The 1,832-nt window shown below is 65.7% G+C and carries 3 protein-coding genes; all 3 read right to left on the bottom strand.

Annotated elements, in window-relative coordinates; all coding sequences use genetic code 11:
- Window positions 1–693, bottom strand: a 693-nt coding sequence (locus AAGA11_23120) for a HesA/MoeB/ThiF family protein (GenBank protein MEM9605763.1), incomplete at its 3' end; no start/stop codon positions are given.
- A 154-nt stretch (window positions 694–847) separates the two neighbouring features.
- Window positions 848–1,525 (bottom strand): ATP-binding cassette domain-containing protein, encoded by a 678-nt coding sequence (locus AAGA11_23125; GenBank protein ID MEM9605764.1) that lies wholly within the window; start codon window positions 1,523–1,525, stop codon window positions 848–850.
- Window positions 1,525–1,832, bottom strand: a 308-nt coding sequence (locus AAGA11_23130) for a molybdenum ABC transporter permease (protein MEM9605765.1), incomplete at its 5' end; no start/stop codon positions are given. The genes AAGA11_23125 and AAGA11_23130, both read right to left, overlap by 1 nt.

Here is a 1,832-nt window from a genome sequence, read left to right on the forward strand (position 1 = left end):
CCGGACCATCCGCCCGATCAACGGCTCGCCGATGCCCGACAGCAGCTTGACCGCCTCCATCGCGCCCATGCACGCCACCGTCCCGCTCACCGCGCCGAACACCGGGAACTGCCGCTTCCACGCCGGGGGCACCCCCGGAACCAAGCACCGCAGGCAAGGACGACCCTCTGGCGAAAACGTCGTGATCGTCGCCTCCAGGTCGTACATCGCGCACTCGACCACGGGCTTGCCCTGCGCCACGGCCGCCGCGTTCATCGCGAAACGCTCCTCGAACATCGGCGCCGCATCCACCACCACGTCCGCGAGGCCGACGAGCTCTTCCGCGTTGGCGTCGCTGATGTTCTCGGCGATCGGCGTGATCTTCAGCCGGGGGTTGAGGTCTTTGAGCCGACGCTGGATCGTCTCGATGCGCGGCTTGCCCAGCCAGTCGTGGGTCATCAGGAGTTGGCGGTTGAGGTCCGAGTGCTTGACGTTGCCGCCGTGCGCGATGACCAGGTGCCCGACCCCCGCAGCCGCGAGCTCGTAGGCGACCACACTCCCCAGCCCACCGCAGCGTGAGATGAGCACCGTGCTGTTCTTCAGGCGGCGCTGGCCCTCTTCACCGAACCCGGGTGACCACATCTGCCACTCATACGTCGCGCGTTCCTCGTCGGTGAGCGCGTCGGCGGGTTGTTTCGGGAGTTGCTGATTCATGATGAACTCGTATTGAACCACAGCGGCACGGAGGACACAGAGAACGGGAAAGCATCATATCGAACCGCCAAGGCGCCAAGAACGCCAAGGAAGGCAGCCTACACATGTTCTAAACAATGCCTGCCTTCTTTGGCGCTCTTGGCGCCTTGGCGGTTCACATTTTTCCAGCCTCCGTGACCTCCGTGTCTCTGTGGTTGGTTTGTTCGATCCCACCGTCCACCAGCCGCAGCACGTGTGTGCCGAGCTGCTCGGCCTCGGACGAGCTATGGGTGATATGCAGGGCCGTGACGTGTTCGTGCTGTTGGACGCGCTTGAGCAATCCAATCATCCGGGCACGCGTGTCTTCATCGAGCGCGCTCAACGGTTCGTCCAGGCAAAGCACCTCCGGCCGAAACGCTAGCGCTCGGCCCAGCGCGACACGCTGCCGCTCCCCGCCCGACAGACCGCGCGGCCTGCGCTGGAGCAGGTGCCCGATCCCCAGCAGCTCGGCCAGCTCGTCGATGCGTTCCTTCTGCTTCTGCTTGTCCCACTTGCGAAGCTGCATCGCAAACGCGAGCTGGTCGTGGATCGTCATCGTCGGGAACAACGCGCCGTCCTGCGGGACGTAGCCGATGCCGCGCTCACCGGGCTTCGAACCGGTGATGTCCCGGCCGTGCAGCGTGATCGTCCCGGCATCGACTTTGCGCAGACCGCAGACCGCTTCGAGCAGCGTCGTCTTCCCGCAGCCCGTCGCACCCATCAGGATGCCGTAGGCGTTGTCGGGCACGGTAAACGCGATGTCCTTGAGCGCGAAGCCCGGCACCGCGATGGCAAGCCCTTTCACCTCGATCATCACACCACCTCCCGGCCGACGCCCAAGAGGCGCGTCACCAGCAGCACGACCATCGCCAGCGCGACCATCAGCATCGACACCGCGACCGCGCCGTGGATGTTGCCGATCGAAAACTCGAGGTACACACTGGTCGACAGCACCTCGGTCTTCATCCGCGTCGTCCCCGCGAAGATCAGGATCGGGCCAAACTCCCCCAGCGACCGTGCCCAGGCAAGGGTGAACGCGGCCGTCATCCCGCGGTAGGACTGGGGCAGCGCGACACGGGAGAACGCCGTGGCGTGGCCCGCGCCCAGCGTGAGCGCGACGC

The organism is Pseudomonadota bacterium, from assembly GCA_039196715.1.
Lineage (GTDB): Bacteria > Pseudomonadota > Gammaproteobacteria > CALCKW01 > CALCKW01 > CALCKW01.

What these genes read in the sequence shown, in the direction of transcription:
- AAGA11_23125 (MEM9605764.1), bottom strand. Translation starts at nt 1,525, where the DNA reads ATGATCGAGGTGAAAGGGCTTGCCATCGCGGTGCCGGGCTTCGCGCTC.